Annotated in this window: 22 protein-coding genes and 1 other RNA gene; 4 read left to right on the top strand and 19 right to left on the bottom strand. The window is 51.4% G+C overall.

What is annotated here, in order from left to right:
- Positions 1-119 precede the first annotated feature (119 nt).
- On the bottom strand, positions 120-1,451 hold the full coding sequence (locus JRJ22_RS21930; protein ID WP_206101493.1) for a PhoH family protein: 1,332 nt from the start codon (positions 1,449-1,451) through the stop codon (positions 120-122).
- 105 nt (positions 1,452-1,556) lie between these two features.
- Here JRJ22_RS21930 and JRJ22_RS21935 point away from each other — a divergent pair, with 105 nt between their 5' ends.
- Positions 1,557-2,132: a YhcN/YlaJ family sporulation lipoprotein gene (locus JRJ22_RS21935; RefSeq protein ID WP_206101494.1), complete on the top strand. Its 576-nt coding sequence runs from the start codon at positions 1,557-1,559 to the stop codon at positions 2,130-2,132.
- 65 nt (positions 2,133-2,197) lie between these two features.
- On the opposite strand, the gene JRJ22_RS21940 is transcribed toward JRJ22_RS21935, so the two are convergent.
- The 6 genes from JRJ22_RS21940 to JRJ22_RS21965 form a co-directional block, all read right to left on the bottom strand.
- Positions 2,198-2,653, bottom strand: coding sequence for a PNPOx family protein (locus JRJ22_RS21940; RefSeq protein ID WP_054941768.1), 456 nt, complete (start codon positions 2,651-2,653; stop codon positions 2,198-2,200).
- 98 nt (positions 2,654-2,751) lie between these two features.
- Entirely contained in the window at positions 2,752-3,840 is a 1,089-nt protein-coding gene (locus JRJ22_RS21945) for an LCP family protein (RefSeq protein WP_206101495.1), read from the bottom strand.
- An 83-nt stretch (positions 3,841-3,923) separates the two neighbouring features.
- The gene (locus JRJ22_RS21950) at positions 3,924-4,220 is read right to left on the bottom strand and encodes a YlaH-like family protein (RefSeq protein ID WP_206101496.1); all 297 of its coding nucleotides are present in this window, start codon (positions 4,218-4,220) and stop codon (positions 3,924-3,926) included.
- 114 nt (positions 4,221-4,334) lie between these two features.
- Positions 4,335-6,179 carry a translational GTPase TypA gene (gene typA, locus JRJ22_RS21955; RefSeq protein ID WP_206101497.1) on the bottom strand — a complete coding sequence of 615 codons (1,845 nt, stop codon included), beginning with the start codon at positions 6,177-6,179 and terminating at the stop codon, positions 4,335-4,337.
- Positions 6,180-6,385: 206 nt separating this feature from the next.
- Positions 6,386-6,898 (bottom strand): hypothetical protein, encoded by a 513-nt coding sequence (locus JRJ22_RS21960; protein ID WP_206101498.1) that lies wholly within the window; start codon positions 6,896-6,898, stop codon positions 6,386-6,388.
- 187 nt (positions 6,899-7,085) lie between these two features.
- The gene (locus JRJ22_RS21965; protein ID WP_206101499.1) at positions 7,086-7,748 is read right to left on the bottom strand and encodes a TerC family protein; all 663 of its coding nucleotides are present in this window, start codon (positions 7,746-7,748) and stop codon (positions 7,086-7,088) included.
- A gap of 202 nt (positions 7,749-7,950) precedes the next feature.
- Here JRJ22_RS21965 and JRJ22_RS21970 point away from each other — a divergent pair, with 202 nt between their 5' ends.
- Positions 7,951-8,652, top strand: a complete 702-nt coding sequence (locus JRJ22_RS21970; RefSeq protein ID WP_206101500.1) for a TerC family protein — start codon at positions 7,951-7,953, stop codon at positions 8,650-8,652.
- Between the two features lie 8 nt (positions 8,653-8,660).
- On the opposite strand, the gene thiI is transcribed toward JRJ22_RS21970, so the two are convergent.
- The 6 genes from thiI to JRJ22_RS22000 form a co-directional block, all read right to left on the bottom strand.
- Positions 8,661-9,950 carry a tRNA uracil 4-sulfurtransferase ThiI gene (thiI, locus tag JRJ22_RS21975; RefSeq protein WP_408637850.1) on the bottom strand — a complete coding sequence of 430 codons (1,290 nt, stop codon included), beginning with the start codon at positions 9,948-9,950 and terminating at the stop codon, positions 8,661-8,663.
- A complete protein-coding gene (locus tag JRJ22_RS21980) occupies positions 9,947-11,098 on the bottom strand; it encodes a cysteine desulfurase family protein (protein WP_206101501.1) in 1,152 nt (383 codons plus the stop codon). Before JRJ22_RS21980 ends, thiI begins: the two co-directional genes overlap by 4 nt.
- 158 nt (positions 11,099-11,256) lie before the next feature.
- Positions 11,257-11,967: a lytic transglycosylase domain-containing protein gene (locus tag JRJ22_RS21985; RefSeq protein ID WP_206101502.1), complete on the bottom strand. Its 711-nt coding sequence runs from the start codon at positions 11,965-11,967 to the stop codon at positions 11,257-11,259.
- Positions 11,968-12,166: 199 nt separating this feature from the next.
- On the bottom strand, positions 12,167-12,568 hold the full coding sequence (locus tag JRJ22_RS21990) for a hypothetical protein (RefSeq protein WP_206101503.1): 402 nt from the start codon (positions 12,566-12,568) through the stop codon (positions 12,167-12,169).
- An 11-nt stretch (positions 12,569-12,579) separates the two neighbouring features.
- A complete protein-coding gene (locus tag JRJ22_RS21995) occupies positions 12,580-12,801 on the bottom strand; it encodes a DUF1540 domain-containing protein (protein ID WP_206101504.1) in 222 nt (73 codons plus the stop codon).
- A gap of 174 nt (positions 12,802-12,975) precedes the next feature.
- A complete protein-coding gene (locus JRJ22_RS22000; RefSeq protein ID WP_206101505.1) occupies positions 12,976-13,473 on the bottom strand; it encodes a YpuI family protein in 498 nt (165 codons plus the stop codon).
- Between the two features lie 222 nt (positions 13,474-13,695).
- On the opposite strand from JRJ22_RS22000, the gene JRJ22_RS22005 reads away from it, so the two are divergent.
- Positions 13,696-15,594 carry a S8 family peptidase gene (locus JRJ22_RS22005; RefSeq protein ID WP_206101506.1) on the top strand — a complete coding sequence of 633 codons (1,899 nt, stop codon included), beginning with the start codon at positions 13,696-13,698 and terminating at the stop codon, positions 15,592-15,594.
- Here the strand turns inward: JRJ22_RS22005 and pdxR are convergent.
- Positions 15,591-17,030 (bottom strand): MocR-like pyridoxine biosynthesis transcription factor PdxR, encoded by a 1,440-nt coding sequence (gene pdxR / locus JRJ22_RS22010; protein ID WP_206101507.1) that lies wholly within the window; start codon positions 17,028-17,030, stop codon positions 15,591-15,593. The genes JRJ22_RS22005 and pdxR overlap by 4 nt on opposite strands.
- A gap of 93 nt (positions 17,031-17,123) precedes the next feature.
- Here pdxR and JRJ22_RS22015 point away from each other — a divergent pair, with 93 nt between their 5' ends.
- Complete coding sequence (locus JRJ22_RS22015) at positions 17,124-18,353, top strand: aminotransferase-like domain-containing protein (protein WP_206101508.1); 1,230 nt, start codon at positions 17,124-17,126, stop codon at positions 18,351-18,353.
- A gap of 91 nt (positions 18,354-18,444) precedes the next feature.
- Here the strand turns inward: JRJ22_RS22015 and rnpB are convergent.
- The 5 genes from rnpB to rpoD form a co-directional block, all read right to left on the bottom strand.
- An RNA gene (gene rnpB, locus JRJ22_RS22020) (RNase P RNA component class A) lies at positions 18,445-18,853 on the bottom strand.
- A 63-nt stretch (positions 18,854-18,916) separates the two neighbouring features.
- Complete coding sequence (locus tag JRJ22_RS22025; RefSeq protein WP_206101509.1) at positions 18,917-20,032, bottom strand: Nif3-like dinuclear metal center hexameric protein; 1,116 nt, start codon at positions 20,030-20,032, stop codon at positions 18,917-18,919.
- Positions 20,008-20,784, bottom strand: coding sequence for a tRNA (adenine(22)-N(1))-methyltransferase (locus JRJ22_RS22030; RefSeq protein ID WP_206101510.1), 777 nt, complete (start codon positions 20,782-20,784; stop codon positions 20,008-20,010). Before JRJ22_RS22030 ends, JRJ22_RS22025 begins: the two co-directional genes overlap by 25 nt.
- Positions 20,781-21,605, bottom strand: coding sequence for a hypothetical protein (locus JRJ22_RS22035; RefSeq protein ID WP_206101511.1), 825 nt, complete (start codon positions 21,603-21,605; stop codon positions 20,781-20,783). The genes JRJ22_RS22030 and JRJ22_RS22035 overlap by 4 nt, the downstream gene beginning before the upstream one ends.
- 91 nt (positions 21,606-21,696) lie before the next feature.
- Positions 21,697-22,833, bottom strand: coding sequence for an RNA polymerase sigma factor RpoD (gene rpoD, locus JRJ22_RS22040; protein WP_206101512.1), 1,137 nt, complete (start codon positions 22,831-22,833; stop codon positions 21,697-21,699).
- Positions 22,834-22,838: the final 5 nt, after the last annotated feature.

Raw genomic sequence — 22,838 nt, forward strand, 5'->3', positions numbered from 1 at the left:
CCCCGCCCCTCACGGGGGCGGGCAAGCAAAAAGCCGGGAGAGAGGTTCTCCCGGCTTTTGCTTATGGCGGTGCCTTGGGCAGGCTGCCCTTTCTGCAACTTCAATAGCCGCTACAGGTTCTACAGCAAATCCGCGGCCAGCTGGGCCAGGCGGGAACGCTCGCCTTTTTCCAGAGTAATATGTCCGCTGATGCCTTGCTGCTTGAACTTTTCAACGATATAGCTGAGTCCGTTGCTCGCGGCATCGAGGTAAGGATGGTCAATTTGTTCCGGATCGCCCATCAGGATAACTTTACTGCCTTCCCCGGCTCTGGAGACAATCGTCTTTACCTCATGACGGGAAAGATTCTGAGCCTCATCAATAATGATGAACTGCGATGGAATGGAACGTCCGCGGATATAGGTGAGCGCCTCGACTTGAATGCTGCCCAGCCCCATTAATATTTTATCAATATCCCCGGCTTTTTTGGTATCGAACAGAAACTCCAGATTATCATATATCGGCTGCATCCACGGACGCAGCTTCTCATCCTTCTCTCCGGGCAGATAACCAATGTCCTTACCCATCGGAACGACGGGACGGGCGATGAGCAGTTTTTTGTAACGGTGCTCATCCTCTACCTTGAACAATCCGGCGGCTAGCGCCAGCAGGGTTTTACCTGTTCCCGCTTTGCCGGTAATGGTCACCAGCGGAATATCCTCATTCAGCAGCAATTCAAGCGCCATCCGCTGCTGTGCGTTGCGGGCACTGATGCCCCAAACTGCATCATTGCCGAGATACAGCGGCTCCAGCCGCGATGCATCACTGTTCACTTTGAGCAGAGCTGACTTGCCGCTGCCGATTTCGTCCTTCAGAATGACGAATTCATGAGGATACAAGGGGTAAGACAAGGACAGCTGCTTAACGGACAAGGAACGGTGACTGTAATATTCATCTATCAGTGAAGGATGGACCAGCAGAGACTGGCAGCCGCTATACAGCTCGTTCAGATCTCCTGTACGGTCGGATAAATAATCCTCCGGTGTAATCCCCAGCACATCCGCTTTGATGCGGACGAGTACATCTTTACTTACGAGTACCACAGGACGCGGTTCAGCTTTCTCGTTCTCCTCATGGAGATAATTAAGCGCTACAGCCAATATCCGGTTGTCATTGGACACTTCTCCGAACATTTCCTGTACCTTTACGAAGCTGCGGTGGTTAAGCTCCACCTTCAGCGTGCCTCCATGCTCCAGTACCACTCCGCTGTGCAGGTGGCCGAGTTCACGGAGTCCGTCTAACAAGCGTGACACGGTGCGGGCGTTGCGGCCGATTTCGTCGGCGTTGCGCTTCTTGGAGTCGATTTCTTCCAGAACTACAGCCGGAATCACTACCTCATGCTCCTTGAACGCAAAGATCGAATTGGGGTCGTGCAGAAGCACGTTAGTGTCTAGTACAAATATCTTTTTCATGATATCCCCTCCACAGCGCCTGGTTTGATTGATCATACATAACTCTTTTCAGTACGGGCAACATAAAGTAAAGTACTGATCTTGGACTGAAAGGAGTATTCACATATGAGAAAATCAATGTGTCTGTTGCTGGTACTGCTGCTGCTGACAAGCTGCGGTATCGCTAATAAAGAGTCATCACCCTCTCCTCAGAGTCAACAATCGCCTGAAACATTGAGCAGCCAGGGGAACCAGGAGGTACGGAATTTGCCTGATGACAATGCCGCCACTCAAGGTGATGCGACCAAAGCCGGACAAGCTTCTGACGTTCAAGGCGAAAGCGATGTTGCACTTAAAGACCATTTTGAACAGCTGGCTATAAGAGTTCCCGGTGTAAACGGCGCCCACTGTGTCGTGATGAACAACCTTGCAGTAGTCGGCATTGATGTCGATGGGTCACTTGGACGCTCACGGGTCGGAAGTATCAAATACTCCGTAGCCGAAGCGATCCGCAAGGACCCCCGGGGGATAAAAGCTCTGGTTACCGCCGACATGGATCTTTCTAACCGGCTGGATGAAATGGGACGCCATATTTCCAAAGGCAATCCGGTATCCGGATTCGCTGCAGAAATGGCCGATATCATCGGGCGTATCATCCCTCAGCTTCCGGAAGATACTAAACCGCAGGGCAACGGCCAATAACCGGTACTACCCTTTAGTTTCTCCGATTGGAATTCCTAATGGACAAAAAAAGCCTAGTGAGAGAATCACTGGGCTTTTTGCATGGCGGCAAACACTTGTCCGTCCAGCTTCTCAGCCGCACGCGCATCGTATACCTTCGCATATTTCGGGGCGGATTCAAGCTGTGCGCCGTAAAAAAGCGCATTGCGGACCGCATCAATTTCAACATCAAAACAGCACATCTTAAAGGGCACATCCAGCAGCGGATCCTGCTTGACGGAAGCACGCCCGTTAATGGCATGAACGGTACCCTCGCCAAAAACCGTAATCGTTACCAGCGGATTGACCTTCATGTTGTTCACCAGTCTGGACCGGTGGTCCACCGCAAGACGCACGATAGAAGGGCTCACTGCGTAGATCCAGGAAATGGCAGTGGACGTAGGTCCTCCGGATTCCGCATCCACCGTGTTTAGAAGAACAAAAGTTTCCGATTGCAGCATCGTTAGCAGGGTTTCATTGAGCTGAGCAATGGCTTCGGACATAAGTACAGGCCCCCTATGACGCAAATGTGCATTCAATTTATTATATTATAGCACATGCCCAAACTTGCATTCAATTTCAGGATGTTTGCAGCTGCGGCTCAAGGGGTCTCTGCAGCAGCGGCTCCATCCGCAGCAACTCCGGTAATCCGGTCGTGCAGGCTTTTCTTGGCGTTCTCCAATTCTTCATCGTTAATATACACATACGGACTGCGCCAGGTTCCGGTGACAGGCACAAATTCGATGTTTTCTTTGGAGATTTTCCAATAGGTAGCAATCATGCTTTTGATCTGGGCGTTTTCGATATCCGTCTCCAGATTATTATCAACGGCATCAAGCACCTTGCCTATTTTGAGCACACCGCCCAGCGACTGCATTTGTCCGACCAGTGCGTTCAGTACCTCATTCTGGCGCTTGTTGCGGTCAAAATCATCTGAAGCCTCTGTCTTGGGGCTGCAATTCGATTTGCGGTAACGTACATAATCAAGTGCATCATCACCGTTCAACTCTGCAGGGCCTTTTTTCAGATTGATATCTGTCCCATCCACACTGTCGGTATAGCACATATCCGCACTGATGTTAACATCCACTCCGCCAAGCTCGTCCACAATATCGCGGAAGCCCTGGAAATCAAGCACAGTGACATAATCAACATCGATGTCCAGATATTTGCTCATCATTGTCTTCATTTCATCCTTGGCGAGGTTGCCGGAGGATTCCTCCTTTGCCTTGAAGCGGGCGTAGAAGGCGTTGATCTTGGTCTTCTTATAACCGCTAAGCTCTACATAGGTATCACGGGGCAGCGAAACAACGGTCGCAGATTTCGTCTCCGGGTTCAGCGCAGCCACCATAATGACATCCGTCAGATTGGAGGGATGCTTCGGACGGTTATCGGTACCCAGCAGCAGGAGGGTCAGTGGCTTCTTCGAGGCGAGCTGTCCGCTCTCTACAGACTGGTCCACACCGAAGCCGCCCTTTTCGAACTTAAAGTACAGGAATCCGGCATACCCGAGTGCGGCAAGTACCGCAATTAAGATCAGGACGAGCAGCAATCTGACCAATCTGGCAAAAAATCCGCGTTTTTTTACTTTTTTCTTCGGCTTTCCTTGCGGAGCGGTTCTGTTCTGAGATCCCCTGCCCCCTTGTTGTCCGTTCGATCTTGGAGGTAAACTTCCCTTGCTTGTATTCATAATGGAATAAAGTCCTTTTCAACTCAATTAGATTTTAGTACATCAACATATAAATAGACGAATCGGGTCGGCAAAAGTTGCGGTTACTGCCGCTTTGCAGCTGCAGCTGCCTTCCGCTTCTGCCGGGCTTCCACCAGATAACGGACCCGCACAAGCAGCATAAGCCCTACAGCAACCAGCAGGCACTGTATAATCGGCAGCTTGTCGTGCTGAAAGATGAGCAGCATTCCTGATCCCAGTGCCATCATCAGGTAGAGCATAATTTCCTTGCCGATGGACAGCTTCTGATTCACGCGGAAGACACGGTTATACACGTAAGTCAGCAATATAAAAATGACGATATAAGCGACAATCGGATGATCTGCAAACCAGCTCTGCACAGCCGTCACTCCTCCCGGAAATAAGTATCGCTTACATTATAGCATTCCTGCCGGCTTTAAGCCTAGACGAAGAAAAGCCGCCGGACGACTCATCCGGCGGCTTGGGTTATCAGCTTAGGCTTGGCTTGCTTGAGCCTGCTTACGCTGCTTTTCTGCACGTTCGCGTTCACTCTTGTTCAGAATCTTCTTGCGCAGACGTACGGATTTAGGCGTAATTTCGCAATATTCATCATCATTCAGGTACTCAAGGGCACCCTCCAGCGAGAATAGGCGCGGAGTTTTCATTTTGACCGTTTCATCCTTAGTAGCGGAACGCACGTTAGTCAGTGCTTTCTCCTTACAGATGTTAACGATGATATCGTTGTCGCGTGTGTGTTCGCCGACGATCATACCTTCATAGATATCAGTACCCGGCTCCAGGAAGAGGATACCGCGGTCTTCTACACCCATCATACCGTAGAACGTAGTTGTTCCGGTTTCGCTGGATACAAGCACGCCCTGGTGACGTCCGCCAACCTGGCCGCCAATTAGCGGAGCATAGCTGTCAAACGCATGGTTCATTACGCCATAGCCGCGGGTCAATGTCAGGAAGTGCGTATTGTAGCCGATCAGGCCGCGTGCCGGAATAAGGAATTCCAGACGGACTTGGCCGGTACCGTTGTTGATCATGTTGACCATTTCAGCTTTGCGGCTGCCCAGGCTCTCCATTACGGCGCCCATGCTTTCTTCCGGAATATCAATGAGCAGGCGCTCAAGCGGCTCCATCTTGGTACCGTCGATTTCCTTCACGATAACCTCTGGCTTGGAAACCTGCAGCTCATAACCTTCACGGCGCATGTTCTCAATCAGAATCCCGAGGTGAAGCTCACCGCGTCCGGATACGATAAATGCATCAGGGCTGTCTGTTTCATCTACACGCAAGCTGACATCTGTTTCAAGCTCTTTAAACAGACGCTCGCGCAGTTTACGTGAAGTCACCCATTTGCCTTCTTTACCGGCGAACGGACTGTTGTTCACGAGGAATGTCATTTGCATCGTAGGCTCATCGATCTTCAGAACCGGCAGTGCTTCAGGGTTCGCCGGATCAGCGATGGTTTCACCGATGTTAATGTCTTTGATACCGGCAATAGCCACGATATCACCCGCGCCGGCTTCTTCTGTTTCTACACGTTTGAGGCCCTGGAAGCCGAACAGCTTCTCAATCCGCGCAGTCTTGCTCTTACCGTCACGCATAATAACTGTAACGGACTGGCCTTGCTTAATCACACCGCGGTTTACGCGGCCGATAGCGATACGTCCGAGATATTCGTTGTAATCCATCAGGGTTACAAGGAACTGCAGAGGCTCGTCAATTTTTTCCGTTGGAGACGGGATATGCTCAATAATGGTGTCGTAGAGTGCCTGCATGTTATCGTCCTGCTTTTCGGGATCCAGGCTCGATGTACCGTTCAGCGCAGAAGCATAGACAACCGGGAATTCAAGCTGATCGTCACTGGCTTCCAGCTCAATGAAGAGATCCAGTACTTCATCAATAACTTCCTTCGGACGGGCAGCCGGACGGTCAATCTTGTTCACGACAACAATTGGAGTCAGGTGCTGTTCCAGGGCTTTGCGCAGTACGAATTTCGTCTGCGGCATGCAGCCTTCATAAGCATCAACAACCAGAAGGACACCGTCAACCATCTTCATGATACGTTCTACTTCGCCGCCAAAGTCGGCATGTCCAGGGGTATCTACAATGTTGATCAGGAACTCTTTATAGGTAATTGCTGTATTTTTGGCTAGGATGGTGATACCGCGTTCCCGCTCCAGGTCGTTCGAGTCCATGGCGCGTTCCTGCAGAGTTTCGTGGGCGCTGAATATACCCGATTGCTGCAGAAGCTGATCGACGAGTGTTGTTTTACCATGGTCAACGTGGGCAATGATCGCAATATTGCGAATTTCTGTTCTTGAATGCATGATTTGTATCCAAATCCTCTCATTTATCAAATTAAAAATGTTTAAATTCTTAGCATGTCACGGCAATCTCACAAAAGAAGCGCCTGGCAGAAAGCCGACGCTCCAACATTCCTTAATATTATAGTGAAAGCACCATGAAAAGCAAGTCTTTTTATGAAAAAACGATTTCCAGCTTCGTTTAAATTTTCAAGTTCCGGGCAGCGGGATTACCAGCCGCCATTCCATTTTTTGCGGCTTCCCTGTTTTCTGCGGCCAAACATCAGCCAGACTCCGCCTGCAACTAGTACAATTCCGAGCAGATAAAGGGCTCCGGTACCCAGCAAAGTGAAAATAAAGAGCACAAGACTCAATACACCCAATATCACTGATGTGGCTGTCAGACTCCCCGTCCGCGCCGGTGAATAAAATGCATATTCGTACAGGCCAACAGCGATGCCAAACAGCAGCAGCGGCCACAGATGACTCATAAATCCCCAGCCCCAGGTATTGCAGAATCCCAGGAGCAAACCGTATACAGTCAAAATCCCCGCGGGAATCAGCACGGCTGCAGAAGCACGGCGGCTAAAGAAGAGCACATGCAGGAACAGGCCTGGAACCAGAATTACGAGCGGCCATAAGGCTCGTCCGAGAAATCCGAATACCCCCAGCTTTCCTAATAAAATCACGAGGCCGGCGGCGGCAATAAATACCCCCAGTTTCATGTCGTTTTTAGATGACATTGTCCACCCATCCCTTCAGAGTTCACTTCTTGTCCCTGGATTTCTCTTATATTTTATCTGAAAAAGAGTTAAAACGCCATCATTCTTCAGGTTTCGGCTGTCTAAAAAAGTCATAGCGCCGTTCATGCTAAAAAGGCTGCACCAAAGCTTATACAGCTTCTGGCACAGCCATAAGTATTGCCGGTTCTTACCGGGCGGATACAAGCCGGCGTCTGAAAGCACCGGTCAGCACTACAATAATGCCAAGGGCTACCGGCAGTAAGGAATGCGAAGAAGGCAGAAAGAACGAGAGGACCGGCCCAAACTTGGCATCCTGAAGCAGCATCTCCCCTGCTGTATGGGCGAGAATAAAGGCCCCGATATAGACCAGTACAGGAAAACGGTGCAGCCATCCGACAATAATCCCGCTGCCCCACACGACAATCGGAATGCTTAGGGCAATTCCGATTACAATCAGAGCCAGATCCCCTTTGGCCACTCCGGCTATCGCCAGAACATTATCCAGGCTCATAATGAAGTCTGCCAGAAGGATGGTACGGATAGACTTCCACACGCTGGAGCCTTCCTCCCGGACATTAATTTCATCCTCTTCCTCCAGCAGCAGCTTGAACGCAATCCACAGCAGCAGAATGCCCCCGCCGGCTTGGATGTATGGGATTTGAAGCAGCAGTACTGCTACGAAGGTTAATAGGCACCTCAGTGCCACAGCCCCAGCCGCCCCCCACCATACTGCCGTTTTACGGTGTTTCTCCGGCAGATTTTTGCTGGCCATTGCTATGACCATTGCGTTATCCCCGCTCAGCACAAGATTGATCATCAGTATTTCACCAAGCAGCACTACGGAATCCATTTGTTATTACCTCCCCGGGCTACATGTATTACATGTATGTCCACAGCAGGCAAGCTATGCTTCCTGTCCGTTTTTTTTGCGGGAGGATGAATGTCAGGGGCCATTTTAGCGTATACAAAACTATACCGTGGCAATATTGAACAACGCATACTCTCTATGAGTTCTAAAGTTTAGACAAACAAACATTAGGAGTGACCTTGGCTTGAACACAACCTTTACGGATTTTATATTGCCGCTGCTGAACATTATTTTTCTTGATCTGATTCTGGCGGGAGACAATGCCATTGTCATCGGACTTGCCGCCCGCAATCTGCGCGGAGACACCCAGAAAAAAGCCATTCTGCTTGGCACTGGCGGAGCCATTATCCTGCGGATCATTGCCACTATCCTGGTAGTCTGGCTGCTGAAAGTACCCTGGCTCCTGCTGTTCGGCGGACTACTGCTGATTCTGATTGCCTACAAGCTGCTAACCGGCGAGAACAGTGAGGAAGCTGGTGACATTCAGGCCGGAGGAACCCTGTGGGCTGCCGTGCGTACGATTATTGTGGCCGATGCAGCCATGGGTCTCGACAACGTCATTGCGATTGCAGGAGCTGCCAATCACAATATCACACTTGTTATTGTAGGATTGCTGATCAGTGTACCGATCGTAGTCTGGGGCAGCACCCTTTTTATTAAGCTGATTAACAGATATCCTTGGATCATCTATATCGGTTCCGCTGTGCTAGGCTATACGGCATCGACTATGATCACCGGAGAAAAGAAGCTCGAGCCTTTTTTCGGACAGCATCCGGTGCTCCATGTTCTCTTCATTGTTCTGGTCATTGCGGGCATTCTGGCTGCCGGTCACTGGAAGCGGCACCTTGACCATAAGAAGGTTCCCCACAGCGGAACTTCCGGCTGAACCTCGTTCTAGAACCACTCTTCCTGCAGCCCGGCTTGAGCCGAAACTACATCGCTTGGCTTCTCATCCCCGTAAGGCGTAATGGAGAGGGTCTCCGTACCTGCAACCGCTGCATCCAGCCGCGCTGAATATCCCGGCAATGTAGCCTCAATCTTCTCCACGATCCGCAGATTGGGATTGGTTGTCGGTGATTTCGGGACAAACAGTGTGCAGCAATCCTCATAAGGCAGAATCGACAGATCATAAGTACCGATGGTTTTGGAAAGCTCCACGATTTCGCTCTTGTCCATCATGACCAGCGGACGAAGCAGCGGAAGCACAGTAGCACGGCCGATGGCGTTCATGCTGGACAACGTCTGGCTGGCAACCTGCCCGAGGCTGTCCCCGGTGACCACCGCTAGAGCACCCTCACGCTCAGCCAGCTGTGTAGTAATTCTAAGCATCGCCCGGCGCATCAGCGTAATAATCAGATTATCCTGGCCAATCCCGGTAAAAGAGGTCTGAACCTCCGTAAACGGAACCAAGTGCAGCTTGATCACACCCGCATAACGCGACAGTACACGCGCAAGATCCACCACCTTCTGCCGGGCTAGCTCACTTGTGTAAGGATAGCTGTAGAAGTGGACGCATTCTACTTCCAGCCCGCGGCGCATCGAAGACCACCCTGCTACCGGACTGTCAATGCCGCCGGACAGGAGAAGCATCGCCTTCCCATTAGTCCCCAAAGGAAACCCTCCGACACCGGCAATTTGCTCACAGAAAATAAAAGTATGACCTTCGCGGATTTCAAGCTTCAGCTCAAGCTCCGGCGATTTCACATCCACCAGCAAACCCGGGTATCCCTGAAGCAGCGGTGTGGCGATCAGCTTGTTCATCTCAATTGAGCCATACGGGAAGTCCTTCCACACGCGCCGCGCACTTACCTTGAACGTAGTTCCCTGTGCCGGGGCAATAATTTCAAGAAATGTCCGGCTTACTGCCAGAATATCCTCAAACTCAGAGCGTGATACCTTGACCGGACTTATCGAAGCGATACCAAAAACATTCTTCAGCGCCTCCGCAAGCTCGCGGGCCGGTTCACCGTTCAGCGTCACATAAATCCGTCCGAATTCTTTGCTCAGCACTGCCTTCGGATAGGGTTTAACCATCTCCTTCACATGCCGCAGCACCGTCTTTTCAAAACGGGTACGGTTTTTCCCCTTTAAAGTAAACTCCCCGAACCGCAACAGCAGCATATCGGCATAGTCTATACTGCTCCCGCCGCTTGCTGCGGCTGCAGTCTCCCGATCTCTCATCATTTCGTGCCCCTCTCTACAATCTTCAAAGCTTGTACAGCTGTCAGCAGCGCCTGCTCCAGAGCAGCCACATCAGCTTCAGTATGGCTGTCACCTAAGCTGATACGGACCCCACCGAGTGCATCAGCTGCATTTCTACCCATGGACAGCAGAACCCGGCTCGGCTCCGCCAGCCTTGATGAGCAGGCGGAGCGGGTGGAGACGGTCATTCCCAGCTCCTCCAGCTTGCGGGCCATAACCTCGCCATTTACTGCCGGATAAGAAAAATGCACAATATGCGGCGCCCCGTCCCAGCTGCTGTTTACTGTGAATTCCGGGATACCCGAGACAAAATCCAGCAGCCGGTTCCGCAGCGGAAGGATCTGATGATTAAAAGCTTCTCTCCGCTCTCCGCTCATGCGTATAGCTTTGGCAGAAGCCACAACTGCGGCTACGTTCTCTGTGCCGGCACGAACCCCCTGCTCCTGCGATCCGCCAGTAAGGATAGGAAATAGCGCAACCCCTTCTTTTACATAAAGAATCCCCACACCGCGCGGACCACGGACTTTATGAGGAGACAGGCTGTACAAGTCTGCCTGCCACTCCTTGATTTGCGTTTCCAGCTTCCCATAGCCCTGAACGCCATCCACATGAAATAATGTCCGGCGGTTGGCCGCTTTGATCCGGCTGCCGATTTCCCGCAGCGGCTGTACCGCTCCGGTCTCGTTGTTGACATGCATAACACTCACCAGAACAGTGTCCCGGCGGACGGCTGCGGCAACATGTGCCGGATCTACAACTCCTGTTCTGTCCGGCGCCACAAATGTAATCTCCCAGCCCAGTGATTTCAGCTGCAGGCAGCTCTCGTATACGGAAGGATGCTCGATATCTGTTGTAACAATGTGGCGTCCCCTGCTCCGATACTGCAAGGCTGCCCCTTTTACCGCAAGATTATTGCTCTCCGTTGCTCCTGAAGTAAATAGAATTTCCTGAGGCTGTACGCCAAGTGCAGCAGCGCAGACTTCTCTTGAACGTGTAATAAGCCGGTCCGCTTCCGCCCCTGGACGATGCAGAGAAGAAGGATTGGCATAGTGCAGCTTCATAATCTGCTCCATCGTCTGCACCACCTCTTCATAGGGCGGGCTTGCTGCGGCATAATCCCAGTACAGCATATATTGGCGCTCCTTTGCATCTTTGCTGATAAGTCCTAACTTGAGAAATATAGAATACCTTATCGCGAAGTCCTTATAAAGACTTAGACTTCAAAAAAAGGACCAAACGGCTCCTGCACCACCAAAAAGGTGCAAGTCGATACCGTCTGATCCTTTTATTATACCGCGTACTCTGCGCGGGCGCGTTCTATTTTGGTAATGTAGGCCTGGGTTTCCTTGGGAAGCTGACTCAGCTTCTCCATCAGCTCCTGGTCATTGCTCACGCCAAGCCGGTTCACCCGTCCGGGTCCGGCATTGTAAGCAGCCAGCGCCATCTTCTCCTGTCCGTCATAACGCTTCAGCTGGTAAGATAAGTAGCGGACCCCGCCATCGATGCTTTGGGCCGGATCGAACGGATCTGAGACGCCCAGCCCGTTAGCCGTTCCGTCCATCAGCTGCATCAGCCCCTTAGCTCCAGCCGATGATACAACATTCGGATTAAAGGAGGATTCCGTATCTATCACTGCCTTGATCAAATCGACCGGCACACCGTATTTCGCACTGGCCGACTGGATCAGATCCTCATAGTCGGTTGGAACCGTCTCTTTTATTTCCCCGGAAATTTCGCTATAGCCGCCGGCAGTCCCGCCAAGCTGCTGCCATATCAGATTACTTAGCGATGAGCTGTCCGGAAGGGAGGCCAGTCCGCTGGTGCTGTCTCCGTTCGCAGACTGCAAGGCAAGCTGTTGAAGCAAGGCGGCGAACTCGGATTTGGAGGAACCCGAGGTTTCTTTGCTATGCTTTCCGGTTAACTCCTTGATGCCTGCACCCCGCAGATTCACCCATTTCAGCTGCCCAAGCCCGCTGGCCGTAGCCGGATTTATACCCATACCTGAAAACCCTTCTTTCTGGTTCATTCTATATAAAATCTCTGGTCCAAAGAGGCTCTATTTAAAGTTGTAGATACGCCTTTATTTTACAATTCATTTACTATAAATGCTATAACACGACATGAAAAAACAGACTTAAGACCCTTATAGTTAGGTCTTAAAGCCTGTTTCGATAACGCTGTTCATGTTTTCCAAAGTCTTACCGGGCAAACGGAATCATTACAAAATAGCTCAGCGTTGACACAATCCCCAGTCCCATCGCCCACGCTCCGGTTGTTTTTTGTCCCCGGGTATAAGCATAGTAACCAAGCACCGCAGCCACTGGCCCTGTAATAATCGACCAAATAAATAAAGAAGCTATCCCGAATGCAAGTCCGACGTAACCCATTCTTTTACTGTCGCTGTTTTCCCCTGCCGTTTCTTTCTTCTCTGTAACCCCGTCGGTTCTTTGCAGCTGTGTTAAGGGCGGACTTACTTCAGCGGCGTACTCTTCATTATGCGAAGGGTCCCGCCTGGGGTAATCCACCCTGCTGCGCGGACGCAGAATTATTTTCCTGCGTTTTGCCGGGTCATGCTTCGTTCCCTCTTGGTTCGAATCCATCTGCAGTCCTCCTAGACACCAGGCTTGAAGGTTAGGCAACAGGTTGCTGACGAAGTGTCGGCATGATCATGATGGTTGTGATTGGTCATCTCTTCGGCATATTCTTCCTTAAAGCTGCTGCCGGTATGCTTATCGATCTCAATAATGATTTCTTCAGCCCGGCATAAATTTTGTTCTCCCCAATAATGGCAATTGCTCACACTGCATTTTACAAGCGGTTTAGTGTTTGACATATGATCACCTCGGTTTCATTATGTCCGGGTCATTTCATCTCTATTCGGGTTGAGGACTGTCAGCTGTTGCCGGCATGTACCGGATCACAAAAAAGACCGGACCTGTCATAAACACCATGACAAGTGCGGTCTCTCGGGAATGTTAAGTTATGGGTAGCTGTATGCAAATAAACCTTAAACCTGGTTTTGCATCCGCTTTTCGGTCAAATAGTCATTCTCATAATAACTGAGATCATCACGCAGTTCTTCATAAACCTTGGTAATCTCCATAATGATGTCGCGCGCCGGGCGGACAGGTTTTTTGCGGAAGCGGATAGCATCCTGGCCTGTGTATGCATAGCGGCCATCTTCGGAGTAGCTTTCATTCTTCGGATAGAAGAAGTTGTTGACTCCAAAATGGTATACGTTATAAAGCGCCTTTTGGGCGAAATCTTCATCAAATGTGGCACGGCGCAAAGCAACCCCAAGCTTCTCATAGGACATTTCCGAGAATACCAGCAGATGGCGGAGATCGGACAAGAAACCTTGATAGAACGCCACGGTTTCCTCATCTTCTTCGGTTACCAGCTGCGGCAGCGCATGCCCATTCAGGAATAACTCCATTTTTCCGATTACCGATTTAAGTTTTTCTCTCGTCGTTTCACATAATTTCTGCACATTAGCTGCTGACATGGCGATTGCTCCCCCTTATTAGTCCTTGCTTTTATTGTTGTTAACGAAAGGTATTGCCAAAACGGATGGTTACTGTAGCAATATCAAGAAGCTGTACTAGCCGGTTATTCCTTTTGATATTATCACAAAACCAAGGGACGCGGTATCCTTTTCTCTGATGCATAAAACATGTGCGCTCTTCTAAACCTACAGCTTATACAATACCTTGAAGGAGCGGAAAATATGTCACGTAAAAATCTAACGGTCGCCGGTCTTGTCACCGCTGCGTTCACGGTTGTCCTGCTAACCTTTGTTCTGCGCCCTGCTGAAGAACCAAGGCTGAAACAGACTGCGCAAGCCACCGTTCCCAATCCCTCACAGGAAAAAACGGTCAAAAAAACAAATCTTGTTCAGGATGTCAGCGCTACCGACCGTTTAAACCGGACTGATGTCAGCAGACATTTGCGGACCATGCTCGCCGAGACTCACGGTGCACCGCCCCAGGATATTTCAGCATATGCTCAGCGCCTTCAGCAGGGACACGGGCATATCACCATGCTAATGTGGATCGATTACCGGACCCATAAGACAAGCACCTTCAAATCCTCACTCCCGGAAGGCACCGATCAGGAAAACAAACAGCTGCGCAAATACCTGAATTCAGCAAAAGCTGCGATTAAAGGGCATCAGTCGTATGAATCCCCTTCCTTCATTATCGGCGATAAAAAATATTACTTTATGGCCCAGCGTGATCAGGAAGGAAATATCGCTGTAATCGCCCTGATCAATCAAAGGATCCTTGACCGTGTAGCCGATCACCAGCTCAAAAACCTGCGGCTCATCCCTTACCCGAAGGAAGGCAACTACCGGGTGGAATCCGTCCATACCGATACCCTGAAGGATATTACCGTTAAGACAGGCCATGATAACGAAAATGCCAGCCATTTTTACGAAAACGAAATCGTCGTCCGTTTCAAAAACGGCCATCCCACTGCCGGACAGCTTCAGACCATCGCAGCGGATATCCGCTGCAAGGAGCCGCGCAAACTGGGATATGCTTATATTTTCCGTTCGGACAAAATGACTTATTCCCGGCTCAAAACCTATTTTACTAAGAAATGGAGTCCGGAATATACAGAGCCTCACTATATGTATTTAACCAATGACGCTAAAGACGAAAATACCGGAGCTAAAGTAATTACACCCAATGATCTCCTGTTCTCTACCTACCAGTGGAACCTTCCGGCTATCGAGACCGAGCAGGGCTGGAATCTGTCTAAAGGCAGCAAAGAGGTTATTGTCGCCGTGGTTGATACCGGTGTGCAGGCAAGCCATCCGGACTTGCAAGGCCAGCTGCTCACTGGATATAATGCGATCACAAACGGTTCAACACCAGACGACGATGTGGGACATGGAACTCATGTAGCGGGTATTATCGGCGCATTGACCAATAACGAGGAAGGTGTCGCCGGCATCAGCTGGTACAACAAAATACTGCCGGTTAAAGCGCTCGACAACTCGGGAGCAGGCACAACCTACTCCGTTGCTGAAGGCATTATCTGGGCTGCCGACAACGGTGCTAAGGTCATCAATCTCAGCCTGGGTAACTATGCCGATTCACAGTTTCTGCATGATGCCATTAAATATGCCTATGACCGCGATGTTGTGATCGTCTCCGCATCGGGAAACGACAACACTGAACGCCCGGGTTATCCGGCTGCCTACGAAGAAGTGCTCGCCGTTGCCGCCACGAATTCCACCGGAGAACGGGCCTCCTTCTCTAATTACGGGGAATACATTGACGTTGCAGCACCGGGAGAAAGCATTGCCAGCACCTATCCCGATAATCAATATGCGGCGCTATCAGGAACTTCAATGGCGAGTCCGCATGTTGCTGCGCTTGCCGGGCTGGTCCGCTCACTCAATCCGGCCTTAACCAACAAGGAGGTCATGGATCTGATGACCGCTAATGCGGTTGATCTTGGTGTCGCGGGGCATGACAAATATTACGGGTGGGGCCAGGTTGATATTTATAAAACTCTCCGGGCCGCTGGCGGCAACAACGTCCCCCTTCAGCTATTTCCCCAGCATGTCGGCCGGCAGCTCAAAAGCCTGCAGCAAAGTCTGGAAAACAGCCATTAAAGGCCGGAGCCCAAATGCTCTTTCAGCAGCAGGAGGAACTGCCTTAGGCCCTGCTCCATCTCTGTTTCCGTCATTTGTGAATAGCAGAGTCGGATGTGCCGGGAAGGCTTCTCGCCGGAATAACAAACATCGCCGGGAAGAAAGGATATTCCTTCCTGTTCGGCCCGCGCATGCAGCCCTGCGATCCTGTCTGCTGCGGGCAGCTGCAGCCACAGGTTCAATCCTCCTTCCGGAAGGTTCCAGGTGACTCCCGGCGGGGCATGCTGCTTCAGCAGCTTTGCCGCTGTCTCCATCCGTCCCCGCAAGGCAGCCCGCAGCTGCTCTGCGTAAGCCTCATATTTCCGGGCGATGAACGGAAGTACCGCCCGCTGATTCAGCAGTGGACTGCCGAGGTCACTCGCTGACTTGGCGGCAATCAGCCTGGAGAGGATATTGCCTCCGGCGGCGACACAGGCAATCCGGCAGCCCGGGGCAATGACTTTGCTGAAGCTTTTCATATAGACTACATGCCCTTCCTCATCCAAGGATTTGATTGGCGGCGGCGGGGGCTTGCGAAAATAAAGATCACTGAACGGATCATCCTCGACAATGAGACAGCGGTAGCTTCTGGCCAGCTCCAGCAACCGCTGTCTTCTTGTTATGCTCATAGTGACTCCGCTCGGATTTTGAAATGTAGGATTGGTGTAGATCAGCTTCGGCGGCCTCCGGTCACACAGCCTGGTCAGTACATCAATCCTCATTCCCTCATCGTCCATGGGTACAAAGATCATCTCCGCTCCCCGTCCGGCAAAAACATCGATAGCTCCTGTATAACTGGGCGCTTCCAGATATACGGTATCTCCCGGACCCACAAAAGTCCGGGCAACCAAATCAATCCCCTGCTGTGACCCGCTCGTAATCATTATGCCGGAGGCCTGTACAGAAACCCCGTGTTTTCTCAAATGCCGGGACATCACTTCACGAAGCTCCGAATCCCCCTGGAAATTCCCGTAGGAGGCCATCAGCTCAGGCTGCTCAAGTACAAGCCGGGACATCGTCGATCCAATCTCATCCAGAGGAAGCAGATCACTGTGAATGGCTGCTATATGAAAGGGGTATTGCACATTAGAGTAATCAAAATTCCGCCAAAGCTGGGCCCGGGGCAAAAAATCATCATACCCGTCCTGCCATCCAGACCCGGCTTCCTGTGCTTTTTGCGGCTTCTTTGCCACAAAACAGCCCTTCCCCTGGCTGCACAGAATATGGCCATGGCTCTCCAAATCGTCATAGGCTTTGCTAACCGTGACCTGGCTGACCTTCAAAGAGGAGGCCAGACTGCGTACAGAGGGCAGGCGCATGCCCGGCTGAAGCAGGCCGGACGTGATTCGCTGAGCCAGCGTCCCGCTGATTTGCTGCGGCAGGGACTTAGTGCTGCTGCGGACTAACTCAATATGCATTTGGCCATCCTCCCACTGTTATATTCAGCGCTTTACTGTTATACCGCTATGCCGTTATGATACAACAAAATTCAATTGCGGGGAGCTTTTTTTATGAAGATCAATTACGCTGATATGACAGGTCATCTCGGATCGTCAGCCGTTCGTGATATTCTCAAGGTTACACAGGGCAAGGATATCATCTCCCTGGCAGGCGGATTGCCCGGAGAGGATCTGTTTCCGGTGGAGGCTGTCCGTGAAGCCTATAACCGTGCGCTATCCGGAAGCGCCTCTTCGCTGCAATACGGGCTTACCGAAGGATATGCACCGCTGCGCGAGGCTGTAGCCGCCAGATTAACACTTCAGGGTATTCCCGTTCAAGCTGCCGATCTGCTCCTGACCACAGGCTCCCAGCAAGCCATCGATCTCTTCTGTAAAGTCCTGCTTGACCCGGGGGACACAGTGCTAATTGAAGCGCCCACTTATCTGGCCGCCCTGCAGGTATTGGGCTCTTACCGCGCTGATCTTCAGACCGTACAAAGCGATGAATTCGGTATGCTGCCGGATCATCTGGAGGAACAGCTCCGGCTGCACCGTCCCAAGCTGCTCTACACCGTGCCCACCTTCAACAATCCCTCGGGCGCAAGCTGGAGCAGGGAACGCCGTGAACGAACGGTTGAACTATGCCGGCGCTACAACGTGCTGATTCTGGAAGATAACCCCTATGGTGAAATAACATTCGATGAAACCCCGGGAGCCTATCCGCCGACCATGGCTTCCATTGACAGAAGCTCCGGCGATGACAGCTGTGTCGTGTACACCGGAACCTTCTCCAAAATCGTTGCCCCCGCCCTGCGCACCGGCTGGATTACCGGACCCTCTGAGCTGATCCAAATGATCGCAAAAGCGAAGCAGGCCGCTGACCTGCACTCCAGTGCAATTGACCAGCGCGCCTTGCATGAATTACTTCAGGGATTTGATATTGATGCGCATATCCGTGTCATTTCACGGGAATATCATTCACGGATGAAGCGGCTCTCCGGCGAACTGTCCGGACGGGGCTGGGAGGGAGCAAGCTTCAGCGAGCCGCGGGGCGGAATGTTTCTGTGGCTGAAGCTGGCGCCGGATATTAACACTACCGAGCTTCTTCCACTGGCCGTAGAGCAGGGTGTAGCGTTTGTACCCGGTGGAGTGTTCTATGCAGCCGATCCGCTTACGAACGCGATGCGCCTAAACTTCACGCATACCCCTCCAGCACTGGTACCGCTTGCTGTACAGCGGCTTGAGACGGCACTGGAGAACTATACGCGGAAATCTGTAAAGGCAATGGGAACAATCGTCTGAAATCCGAAAAACAGCAAAAAAAGCGGCCTTCCAAAAGGAAGGCCGCTGTCTTGTCGTATATAAGCTTCGTACATCGCTATGAGTTGTCAGTTAGGAAAGTTTGCCGTAAGCCGGGTTCTGTGCTCGTTGTGGTTCAACCGGGAACTACCCTCCCACCATAAGCGACAATCATCTATCTAGGCCGTACATTACTGCACAGCTCCAGCGACCAACCTAGACACGCCTCAGGCGAAGGCTGCTCTTCCGGTAAAGGAAGCGCTGTGTCTCATTAGGTCTTGCTCCAGATGGGGTTTACCAGGAACGAAGTCACCAGCGTTCCTCGGGGTCTCTTACACCTCGGTTCCATCCTTGCCTGTGCCGCCCGAAAGCGGCCATCGGCGGTCCATTTCTGTGGCACTATCCTTCGGCTCGCGCCGACTGGACGTTATCCAGCACCCTGCCTTGTGGAGCCCGGACTTTCCTCCCGCGGCTAAGCCGCCGGCGATTGTCTGTCAAACTTCCCGAACAACATTGTATATTATACAGACTTGCACCAGTCTGCACAAGTGTAAAATAAAGGAACTTTAGAGGAACTTGAAAGGCTCTGTGTCAATTTGCGAAGCATAAACAGCGGTACTATACTTATGTTCCGCCAGTTTACTGCTCACCCACTCCGCCACATGCTCCTTCATAATCTTCTCCGCATTATGTCCCGGATCGATTAGGGCAATTCCGGCCAGGAAGGCATCCTGCGCCGTATGATAATCCACATCACCGGTCACCAATACATCAGCTCCCTTGAAGATGGCACTGTTATAGTATTTGGCACCGGATCCGCCCATCACCGCAGCTTTGCGGACCGGACGGTTTAGGTCACCTACGACACGTACATGATCCACCTTCAGCCCGCGCTTAACCGTTTCGATGAATTCACCTAATGTCGTCGGCTCTTTAAGCTTGCCTACTCTGCCCAGTCCAAGGCTCCGGCCTTTGAGATCCATCGAGTAGAGATCGTAGGCAACCTCTTCATACGGATGTGCCTTCAGCATGGCCTGGACTACCTTATTGCGGATGGAGAGCGGAACAATGGTTTCGATACGGATTTCCTCGGCACGCTCCATTTTACCCGCTTCTCCAATGTAAGGGTCGGAGCCCTCTCGCGGAACAAAAGTACCATAGCCCTCAATATTGAAGCTGCAATGGCTGTAATTCCCGATCCAGCCCGCACCGGCATTCAGGATCGCATCGAGGACCTTCTGATGATGGTCTTTCGGCACGAATACGACCAGCTTGGACAGCTGTTCTGTATGAATATCCTTGATCGGCGCCCCGTTCTCAATACCAAGCGCATCCGCCATCCAATCATTCATTCCGCCTTCGGCAACATCAAGATTGGTGTGGCTGATATAGACCGCGATATCATTTTTGATCAGCTTTTCATAGAGTTTACCCATAGGAGTATCGGTCTGAATTCCCTTGATCGGCCGGAAAATAATCGCATGATGGGCAATAATCAGATTGCAGCCCTTAGCAATGGCTTCGTCCACAACGGCGTCATTGACATCTAGGGCAACCAGCACGCCGCTGATTTCCTTCTGCAGACTGCCAAGCTGCAGGCCTACATTATCCCATTCTTCCGCCAGATGCTTCGGGGCAAGCTGCTCCATATAGCCAATTACAGTTTGTCCTTTGGCAAACATTCCAGCACCTCCGAAATTTTCTTGATCTGCGCCCGGATTTTGCTCCGTTTCTCTTCCGCCGAATCAAGCTCTGAGCGGGACAAAGAGCCAAGAATGCCTTCCAGCTTGGCAATCTCCCCCTGCCATTTGGCGGTAAATACGGCATTCGGCTTTTCCAGCAGCCAAGGTCCCATTTGCAGCAGCATGTCCGGGCTGCAGATCACTCCTCCTGGCAGCACCCGCTCTAGGTACAGCTGCTCATTCGTCAGTCCGAAAGCATCCCCTTCAGGATAGGCTGTCAGCACTTCGTAGATTTTACCGTCCTCTTCAAGAATATGCTCGGCCGTCACTACCCAGCCGTTATTCAGCAGCCAGCGGCGCAAAATATCCTCACCTACATTCGGCTGCAACGCCAGCGTCTTCACACCCTCCAGTTTGCCGAGGGCCTGGCCGCGGCCCAATATGGCAGCGATCAGCGATCCGCCCATTCCGGCAATCGTGATGCAATCGGCTTCACCCGGTTCAAGCACTTCAAGTCCGTCACCGCGCCGTACAGCGATTTGTTTGCCGAGTCCGGCTTCTGCAACACCTTTTAGCGCCGCTTCATACGGACCCTGATTTACTTCACCTGCAATTGCCGAAACGGCTTTTCCACTCTCTACAGCAGCTACAGGAAGCAGCGCGTGATCGGAGCCAATATCGGCGAGTCTGCTTCCTTCCGGCACCTGATCCAGCAGAAGCTGCAGCCGGTCTGATAATTTTACTTTGTTCATGAGGCCACCCACGTTATCCATTTTTTTCGGAAAATAAACAGCAGAGCCAATCCGGCAGCAACCTTCACTATCAATAACAGTGACACCCAGCCCGGATAGTCCTGTCTTAACCACAATGCATCGACCTCCGGCATTAGCCACAGCGACACGCCGACTCCCAGATAGACACCTGACACACCGCTGACCTTATGGTAAAGCAGCCAGCTTAACCAGACCATCAGCACACACAGCGGCAGCCAGATCAGCTCCAGCTCCAGCATCGAGGCATCCGGACGCATTTGCCCGGAGAATCCGGCATACAGAAGTGCCCAAAAGGCGAATCCGCAGTAGTGCAGCAAACCAATCCGCAGGGTGAAGCCCAGGACGCACCACAGCAGCCCGCAGCCCGCAATCAGCAGAGGTCTCCAAAAGTCAGGATCAAGGTCATGCAGTGCGATCAGCCATAGGCCAAAACCCAGTGTCAGCACACTGCCGACCCCAGCCAGCAGGAGGCTGATCATATTGTTGCGGTCCCGGTAAATGGCCGAATAACCGTAGCAGACCACTAAAACACAGAGTGCTGTTGCAAGTTGCAAAGGCCAGGGAAAAACGCTAAAATAAAGACTAATCAAGAAAATCAAGGAAATAATTCCAAAACCAAACAACCAAACTTTGATGCTTCCCTGCTGTAGATTTTGCAGCGATACCGGATTGCTGTCCTTGATCTCCGCCTCATCATTGTAGAGGTTGGTCAAGAAGTCGCAATATTGTTCGGGCAGCAGCTTGCTTCTTCTCCAGTACTGAATTTCTCTTATAATAATTTCACGTTTTTCCAGATTCAACGGCTTATCCCTCATTTCACCCTTGCGCTAGATGCTTCTCAAGCTAAAAGAACCTCCTGCCACCATGCAGCAGAAGGTCCGGTTATCGAATCTATTCGAGGAAATCCTTAAGCCGTTTGCTGCGGCTCGGGTGACGCAGCTTGCGCAGCGCCTTGGCTTCGATCTGACGAATCCGCTCACGCGTAACACCGAATACTTTGCCGACTTCCTCAAGCGTTCTTGTCCGTCCGTCATCCAGACCGAAACGGAGTCTAAGCACATTCTCTTCACGCTCAGTGAGCGTGTCCAGTACATCCTCCAGCTGTTCCTTCAGCAGCTCATAAGCAGCGGCGTCCGCAGGCGCCAGCGCCTCCTGATCCTCGATGAAATCGCCGAGATGCGAATCATCCTCTTCCCCGATAGGAGTTTCCAGTGATACCGGTTCCTGAGCAATCTTCATGATTTCTCTAACCTTCTCAACGGTCAGCTCCATTTCTGCAGCAATTTCCTCCGGCGAAGGTTCACGTCCCAGTTCCTGCAGCAGCTGGCGGGAGACACGGATCAACTTATTGATCGTTTCCACCATATGCACCGGAATACGGATCGTACGTGCCTGGTCAGCGATAGCCCGTGTGATCGCCTGGCGAATCCACCATGTCGCATAGGTACTGAATTTGAATCCTTTGTTATGGTCAAACTTCTCCACCGCTTTGATCAGACCCATATTGCCTTCCTGAATCAAATCCAGGAACAGCATGCCGCGTCCGACATAACGTTTGGCGATACTTACCACGAGACGCAGGTTGGCTTCGGCCAGACGGCGTTTGGCTTCCTCGTCACCATTTTTGATCCGCATAGCCAGCTCAACTTCATCATCTGCTGATAGCAGTGGCACACGTCCGATTTCCTTCAAATACATCCGGACTGGATCGTTAATTTTGATTCCCGGCGGCAAGGACAAATCGTCATCGAAGCTGAAATCATCACCTTCGCTGTTCTCATTGTCCTCGCTCTGCCGAAGCGGATTGGAGCCTTCTTCATCATTCTCATTGACAACCTCGATCCCGAGGTCGCTGAGCTGCTCGTAGAATTCCTCCATCTGCTCGGGGTCTTGATCAAACGGCGACAATTTCTCCATAATATCTTTGTAATTCAATGATGATCTTTTCTTGCCGTGTTCAATAAGCTGGTCCTTAACCTGATCCAGAGTAAATTCTGCTTCCAGTTCAGTATGCTGATCGTTCGCCATAATTC

This window comes from Paenibacillus tianjinensis, assembly GCF_017086365.1.
In the GTDB taxonomy this organism is placed as follows: Bacteria; Bacillota; Bacilli; order Paenibacillales; family Paenibacillaceae; genus Paenibacillus_AQ; species Paenibacillus_AQ tianjinensis.

Coding starts and splice junctions, on each gene's coding strand:
- JRJ22_RS21930 (WP_206101493.1), bottom strand. CDS start 1,451: ATGAAAAAGATATTTGTACTAGACACTAACGTGCTTCTGCACGACCCC.
- JRJ22_RS21935 (WP_206101494.1), top strand. CDS start 1,557: ATGAGAAAATCAATGTGTCTGTTGCTGGTACTGCTGCTGCTGACAAGC.
- JRJ22_RS21940 (WP_054941768.1), bottom strand. CDS start 2,653: ATGTCCGAAGCCATTGCTCAGCTCAATGAAACCCTGCTAACGATGCTG.
- JRJ22_RS21945 (WP_206101495.1), bottom strand. CDS start 3,840: ATGAATACAAGCAAGGGAAGTTTACCTCCAAGATCGAACGGACAACAA.
- typA (WP_206101497.1), bottom strand. CDS start 6,179: ATGCATTCAAGAACAGAAATTCGCAATATTGCGATCATTGCCCACGTT.
- JRJ22_RS21960 (WP_206101498.1), bottom strand. CDS start 6,898: ATGTCATCTAAAAACGACATGAAACTGGGGGTATTTATTGCCGCCGCC.
- JRJ22_RS21965 (WP_206101499.1), bottom strand. CDS start 7,748: ATGGATTCCGTAGTGCTGCTTGGTGAAATACTGATGATCAATCTTGTG.
- thiI (WP_408637850.1), bottom strand. CDS start 9,950: ATGATGAGAGATCGGGAGACTGCAGCCGCAGCAAGCGGCGGGAGCAGT.
- JRJ22_RS21980 (WP_206101501.1), bottom strand. CDS start 11,098: ATGCTGTACTGGGATTATGCCGCAGCAAGCCCGCCCTATGAAGAGGTG.
- JRJ22_RS21985 (WP_206101502.1), bottom strand. CDS start 11,967: ATGGGTATAAATCCGGCTACGGCCAGCGGGCTTGGGCAGCTGAAATGG.
- JRJ22_RS21990 (WP_206101503.1), bottom strand. CDS start 12,568: ATGGATTCGAACCAAGAGGGAACGAAGCATGACCCGGCAAAACGCAGG.
- JRJ22_RS21995 (WP_206101504.1), bottom strand. CDS start 12,801: ATGTCAAACACTAAACCGCTTGTAAAATGCAGTGTGAGCAATTGCCAT.
- JRJ22_RS22000 (WP_206101505.1), bottom strand. CDS start 13,473: ATGTCAGCAGCTAATGTGCAGAAATTATGTGAAACGACGAGAGAAAAA.
- JRJ22_RS22005 (WP_206101506.1), top strand. CDS start 13,696: ATGTCACGTAAAAATCTAACGGTCGCCGGTCTTGTCACCGCTGCGTTC.
- pdxR (WP_206101507.1), bottom strand. CDS start 17,030: ATGCATATTGAGTTAGTCCGCAGCAGCACTAAGTCCCTGCCGCAGCAA.
- JRJ22_RS22015 (WP_206101508.1), top strand. CDS start 17,124: ATGAAGATCAATTACGCTGATATGACAGGTCATCTCGGATCGTCAGCC.
- JRJ22_RS22025 (WP_206101509.1), bottom strand. CDS start 20,032: ATGTTTGCCAAAGGACAAACTGTAATTGGCTATATGGAGCAGCTTGCC.
- JRJ22_RS22030 (WP_206101510.1), bottom strand. CDS start 20,784: ATGAACAAAGTAAAATTATCAGACCGGCTGCAGCTTCTGCTGGATCAG.
- rpoD (WP_206101512.1), bottom strand. CDS start 22,833: ATGGCGAACGATCAGCATACTGAACTGGAAGCAGAATTTACTCTGGAT.